The sequence below is a fragment of the Pedobacter sp. HMWF019 genome (assembly GCF_003061025.1).
Classification (GTDB): domain Bacteria; phylum Bacteroidota; class Bacteroidia; order Sphingobacteriales; family Sphingobacteriaceae; genus Pedobacter.
This window is the reverse complement of the sequence record NZ_QAIL01000025.1, coordinates 1-6,920: the sequence shown is the minus strand read 5'-3', so window position 1 is coordinate 6,920 and position 6,920 is coordinate 1. Positions and strand designations below refer to the sequence as shown.

At 37.7% G+C, this 6,920-nt stretch carries 2 protein-coding genes; both read left to right on the top strand.

The window, feature by feature from the left end:
* Positions 1 to 188: 188 nt before the first annotated feature.
* On the top strand, positions 189 to 3,644 hold the full coding sequence (locus tag DBR11_RS01590) for a hypothetical protein (RefSeq protein WP_108549857.1): 3,456 nt from the start codon (positions 189 to 191) through the stop codon (positions 3,642 to 3,644).
* Positions 3,645 to 3,656: 12 nt separating this feature from the next.
* Positions 3,657 to 6,830: a DUF6443 domain-containing protein gene (locus tag DBR11_RS01585; protein WP_108549856.1), complete on the top strand. Its 3,174-nt coding sequence runs from the start codon at positions 3,657 to 3,659 to the stop codon at positions 6,828 to 6,830.
* Positions 6,831 to 6,920 lie beyond the last annotated feature (90 nt).

Sequence of the window (6,920 nt, the reverse complement as noted above, 5' to 3'; positions counted from 1 at the left end):
GTAAGATACTAAATGATGATGAATTGTGTGAATTTGGAAATGTCACGAGCAACGTCAATTTCATCACCCAAATGATTCGTTTCATGTAATATAATTTTTTCAATTCGAAAAGACTTTAATTTTATAATTCTCCTGGGTGTTGTGAGTAATTAAAGTTTTGGGTTTATCGAAATCGTTAAAAATTAGCTATGAAAAATTTAATTCTAATTTGTCTTATTTGGCTTTCAATCCTTCAAAATGCCTTTTCACAAAACATTACCCTTACCAATCAGGTGCCTCCAAGTCCGGAGGCATTGAGCCTATTTAAATTCACGGAATTGCCTGTCTCTAAGTTTACAGGTATTCCAGATATAAATATCCCCTTATATGAAATACAAAGAAAGGGATTGAGTTTACCTATTGAATTAAGGTATCATTCAGGAGGAATAAAAGTGTCTGAGGTCTCGTCTAGTGTTGGTACAGGCTGGGCTTTTTCCTGCGGAGGCATTATAACACAGACAATTTGTGGAATTGATGATTATTATAGCAGCCCATCAAATTTTGGTAGATTTCAAAAACCTACAAATATGAAGAATCCTAGTATTTGTGATGTAAAGGCCTCTGTTGAAAATCAACAAGATAACGCGCCGGATGTATTTAGCTATTCATTTTGCGGCAACACCGGAAGTTTTTTTCTTGATACAGTTGGTACTCCAGTTCAAATAGCAGAACAGAGACTGAAAATTGAAAATTTTTACGGATCCGGTGGTGACTTTAACAATGGGTTGTCGGGGATGGGCTGGAAGGTAACAGATACAAAAGGTACTCAGTATATTTTTGAAACGCTTGAAGTCTCAACAACGAGGAGTCAACTTGTTTATAATGCAACCAAAGACGTATTATCGCCAGGTTCAGTTAATACGAAAACCTGGTATCTAAATAAGGTAATCAGTGTTGCCGGTGACACGGTTTCATTTAAGTATGCTTCTAGAAGCACAATTGATTATATTTATACTGGTTCTATAAAATACAGAGATCCAGAGGACCACAGCTTGAACGGGAATGGGGCAACTCAGCCGCTGCCTGTATCTTTCTACGATGAAAATCATTTTTTTCTTCAACAGCTGGTCGAAAGAAAAATATTACAATCAGTAAGCTTCTTGGATGGAAATATCCAATTTGAGCAAGGAGGGAATCGCTGCGATTTTTATGGGGATACTTATCTAAAAAAGATGACAATCTATAATTCAAACAATCTTAAATTGAAAGAATATGATCTGAATTATAAATACATGATTGGAAATCAATTTAAGGAGCTTAGTGAGATTGACTGTTCCTCAGAGGTTCCTTTTGCAAGTACTTCTGAAACAGTAACTCATAATCCATTCGCAACACGCCGTTTATTTTTGACAAGCCTGGATGAAATTGATGGTATTAGTAATAAAGTAGACTCTTACGGGATGGAATACGAACATGACTATGGACTACCTGAACGTTTTTCTGCACAACAAGACTTGTTAGGTTATTACAATGGCAACGGGTACAACACTCTTTTGCAAAATATAGTACTTAATGGGGAAACAGTAAATGGAGCAAGAGGGTACACTATTTTGGGAAAGGAACCGAATTACGTCTATGCAAAACAAGGATTGTTAAAGAAAATGATTTATCCTACCGGAGGCTATTCTACATTCGACTACGAATTGAATACAAGAGCAGTTGATATTCCGAATTCAAATACACACGAAACAGCCATCTATACGGTTCCATTAGGGGCTGTTGGGAATAGCAATACCCTAACAACTTTTTCTGTTAACGACATTTCCGGAGCAGTAAATATCTCCTTTCAAGTTGATGTTTGCAAATATGGTGCATCCGGGCAGAGGGGTAGTTTTAGCATAGTCAATGCCCAAAATAATTCAGTTGTTGTTTCTGAATCCAATGTAGCTGCCAAGGGATATAATCAAAAGATTAATTTTAATCTTCCAAATGGAAATTATATACTAAAATCTGCAGGTAATAATTTTCCTTGTGCTTATCAGGTTACCATGTTTGGATGGCAAGATATCCAACCAGGTTCAAGTAAAGTGACTCAAAATTATGGGGGGCTTAGGATAAAGGCTATTGGAACTTTTGATCCTGTAACCCAATCTTTACTAAATAAGCAGTATCAATATACGTTGCCTAATGGACAATCTTCGATGGCATTATTTAATCCATCTGCAAAATATAATAATCAATCGTTTGTGGTTTATGGATTTGCAGGCACTCTTACTTACATTATAACAGGAGCCATAGCTACCCAAATAACTTCAAATACACACTACCCTTTGGCATCTTCTCAAAATGGTTTATTTGGATACGCATATGTGGTTGAGAAGGCTACAACACTTATTGACGGAACGGTTGTCGATAATGGGTATATTGTTTCTCAGTCGGACACACTGACTAAAGACATCAGTAATGTTAGTAATACGCTTCCATTTCATGGCGGTAATTGGGCAGATGGTTCTTGGTATTCCAAATTAATGACCGATAGATTTCCATGGGCACCAAATACTGATTTTTCCTGGGCCAGAGGAAAAACATTAAAAGAAGAACAATATAAAAGAAACGTAGACGGAACCTATAGTTGCGTGCTCCGAAAAAATAATTTTTATTCCAAAACATTCACGGCTAATGGCTATGGTTATACCTCAGGTTATAAAGTAAAGGGGATCGACCTTCAACCACTTGTAACTTGTGGAAATGGCTTTAACCTACAGGTTAATTACAATGACTTATTCATGGCTACGAAGTATAATATTTATGCAGGGTATCAATTGCTGGATTCGACAATCTCTGTTAGTCTGGATAATAATTTCAACGAAACGAAAACCAGTACCTATTATACTTATAATACGACTAATTTATTACCATCCACCATCAAAACCACTAGATCCGATAACAAATACTCGATTACGAAAATATCATACCCATCTGATTTTGTATTAACAGGAATTCCAAATAATGATATAGCTAAAGGAGTTCAAAATTTGCAGAAAAACTATGCTATTGGCGAGCCAGTTGAGGAATACAAACAAGTTTCAGACCTTGGTGGAAATGGTTTAAAGACAACATCAGCAACATTTTATAAATATAAAACATCATTACCTTTTGTAGACACCGTTTTCCGGTGGGAGAATTCTCCAAATAATATTGCTTTTGTGCCTTCTATTATAACAAGTAATTCTACAACTAAAGATGGCAACTATAAACCCATCATATATTTCAATGCTTACGATCGGTTAGGTAATATTCAGGAACAATCTCTTGTAAGTGGAACTAAAGAGGTTTATTTGTGGGGATATAACTCTTCTTATCCTGTCGCTAAGATTGTTGGTAGTAGCTACAATGAGGTAAAACAGGTCATTAACCAGTCCATTTTAGATAATGGTTCAACTACAGATATTCAAATGAGGTCTGAATTAGATAAGTTGAGACAAAGTCTAACCAATGCTCAAGTTACAACTTATACGTATAAGCCTCTGGTCGGGATGACGAGTAGCACAGATCCCAAAGGGCAAATTGTCTACTATGAATATGATGATTTTATGAGGCTAAAAAATGTGAAAGATCAGAATGGGCACATCGTTAAAAACTACACTTATCACTACAAACCTTAATTGCTCTTGTACATGAAAAAAATACTTGTTTTTTTTCCATTATTCTTTGAAGCAGTTGCTCTATTAGCGCAAATACCAAGTTCAGATCAGAACTATACAATAGAAACGACTCTTAGGGTTCCAAGTAAAACTACAGAGAGCCAGCTAACAGGACTTCCTGTCGCCCAAGCCAACCGAAGCATTAAATACTTTGATGGTTTAGGCAGACCTTTTCAAATTGTCGAGTGGCAGGCGAGCCCCACGTTGAGAGACCTGGTTACCCCAATTGCCTATGACGCTTTTGGGAGGCAAGAAAAGAAATATTTACCTTATTCAGGTATTGTAGCCCTTAGTAATGGAAGTTATAAATCAAATGCCCTTAACGAGCAGGCTGCTTTTTATACAGATCCAACCAATACTTCAGGGTGGAACGCACCAGGAGTCACACCTATTCCAGGAACTCCCTTTTCTAAAACCGTATTCGAAGCCAGTCCCTTAAGTCGTGTACAGGAGCAAGGTTTTCCTGGAAGCACCTGGCAACCTATACCTGGAAGTAGCGCTGGCCATACATTAAAAACAGATTATGGTACTAATGCGGGAGATGTTAAACTTTGGACAGTAAGCACAAATGGTGCAACATCTTCAGGTAATTATCTTCAAGGAAAATTATATCGAACCACCTATAAAGATGAGAACTGGGTAAGTGGAAAAACTGGAACAATTGATGAATACAAAGATTTCGAGGAACATATCGTGTTGAAACGAATATGGGAAAATGAAACCAAAAGCCTATCCACCTATTATTTGTACGATGACCTAGGTAATCTCTGTTATGTATTGCCCCCAGCGCTAAATGAAAACGGGTTAAACATCAACAGCTTTGCAGAAAATGATGTCAATTTTAACAACTATATCTATGCTTACCATTATGATGGTCGCCAGCGTATGATTGAAAAGAAGATCCCTGGCAAAGGCTGGGAAGAAATGGTTTATGATAAGCTCGATAGGCTGGTATTGAGCCGGGATGCAGTGCAGGCAACCGCTAATAAATGGCTGTTTACTAAATATGATACACTCGGTAGAGCAATTATTACCGGGATTATGAGTAGTGTAGGCACCCGGATTTCCTGGCAAGCCCTGTTTAATGCAACGAGTAAAAATTGCGAACTCAAGGACAATACCAATTTGAGTACAACAGGAACCGGTTATACCAATGTAGCTCTACCAGCCCATGCAAATGTACAGACTTACTATACCGTGAATTACTACGATGATTATGCCTTTTATGGCAATACTTTTGGTAATCCCACAGGTACCCAAAGTTCGGGCACTGCTGTCAAATCATTACTTACCGGGTCTAAAGTGAATATTCTGGGGACTACAACCATGCTGCTCACCACGAGTTACTACGATAGCTTTGGAAGGGTGATTCAGTCAAAAAGCACTAACCACCTGGGCGGGACAGATGTCACTGATCTGGTTTATAATTTCCCAGGCCAGGTGACAAGTAGTACCAGGACACATACTGTTGGTTCAACGAGCACTACAATCTACACTGCTTACGATTATGACCATATGGGCCGAAAGATCAGAACCAATGAGAAGATTGGAACCCTGGCAAGCCCCCAGGTTGTACTTTCGGAAGTAGTTTATAATGAGGTAGGACAATTAACCTCTAAAAAGCTAAACAACGGATCAAATGTCGCTGTTCTTGGCTATAACGAACGGGGCTGGCTGAATGCTAGTTCGGCACCAGGTTTTTTAATGGCCTTGAACTATACAGATGGAACTTCCCCTCAATATAATGGAAATATCGCATTTATGCAATGGAGTACAGCTGGATCGGCAGCTAAAATGTATGTGTATACTTATGATAAACTGAACCGGTTAACTTCCGGGATCTCTTCAGATAACAGAAATGAGCAGGGGATCACTTACGATCTTATGGGTAATATTCAGAGTTTAACACGGGATGCTTTATCTCCTCAAGTATATAATTATACCGGCAATAGATTAAACATTGTAACAGGAGGCTTAACCAGGAACTATACCTATGATCTGAATGGGAATACACTGACCGATGGAACAAATACCTTTACCTATAATGTTTTGAACTTGCCAGCCACAGTTACCGGACCTAATGCTTCAACCTACACCTATGATGCCATGGGTAAAAAACTGACCCGGGTAAAAGGATCGGTGACCACGCATTATATTGACGGGATCCAGTACAATGGAACGGCTATAGACTTTATCCAGACTGAAGAAGGGATAGCCAGGCCGGTTTCGGGCGTTTACAATTATGAATACACTTTAAAGGATCACTTAGGGAATGCAAGGTATTCATTTAACAGTGCCGGAACGAAGATACAAGCAGACGATTATTATCCATTTGGAAAAACATTTAATAGTTACTCATTAGGTGCCAGAAATAATTATCTTTATAACAGTAAGGAGTTGCAAGATGGACTAGAACAGTACGATTATGACGCACGGTTCTATGATCCGGCAGTTGGAAGGTGGAATGTAGTGGATCCATTGGCTGAAAAAGGTAGAAGATATTCACCTTATATTTACGGAAATAACAATCCGATAAGGTTTGTCGATGCCGATGGAATGGAAGCTAAGGACTGGTTTGTAAATAATTTAACAGGGGAGGTAGTATATGTTAAAGGAGTGCATGTTATGACAGATGATCAACTAAATAAGCATAAAATAGAAGGGAGTGCTAACGACTTTAGTCGACTAGGCGCTGACAATATGTTTGGTGATAAAGTTACTTATGGATCTAATGAAAATGTTTTGAATCGAGAAGTGTTTGTACCTAAATCTCCAGTTTTTTTTATGGAAATAAATGGCGGATATAAACCAGTTGAGCAGGTGAAAATTGCAGAAAAAGAAGTTGTAAGCGGAGGGAATATAGGGGAAGAAAAAATCAAGACAACTTCTAGTACTCTAGATCAAATTGGCACCACTAAATTAAGCTATGCTAAACCTGAAATGATAAATAAGAAGATAGATGTAACGAAAGCTAATGATCAAGGTTCTTTCGGTTCTGTTCGAACCATCGATTATAGTATTAATAAGCCTATAGGGCAAAAAAATCAAGTGACTGCCGAATTTTATGGTAATAGAGCTCCCATTTCTTCTAATCTTGGCTCTATAGCTAGATTTTTTGATAGTTTAATGCAGATATTAAAAAAGTAACCTTTATATTTTTTTATGAAAATTAAATTTGTTCTATTAAATTTGATGTTAAGTGTACTCTACAGTTGTGCACAAAGTAATGTATCCAAT

Coding starts and splice junctions, on each gene's coding strand:
- DBR11_RS01590 (WP_108549857.1), top strand. CDS start 189: ATGAAAAATTTAATTCTAATTTGTCTTATTTGGCTTTCAATCCTTCAA.
- DBR11_RS01585 (WP_108549856.1), top strand. CDS start 3,657: ATGAAAAAAATACTTGTTTTTTTTCCATTATTCTTTGAAGCAGTTGCT.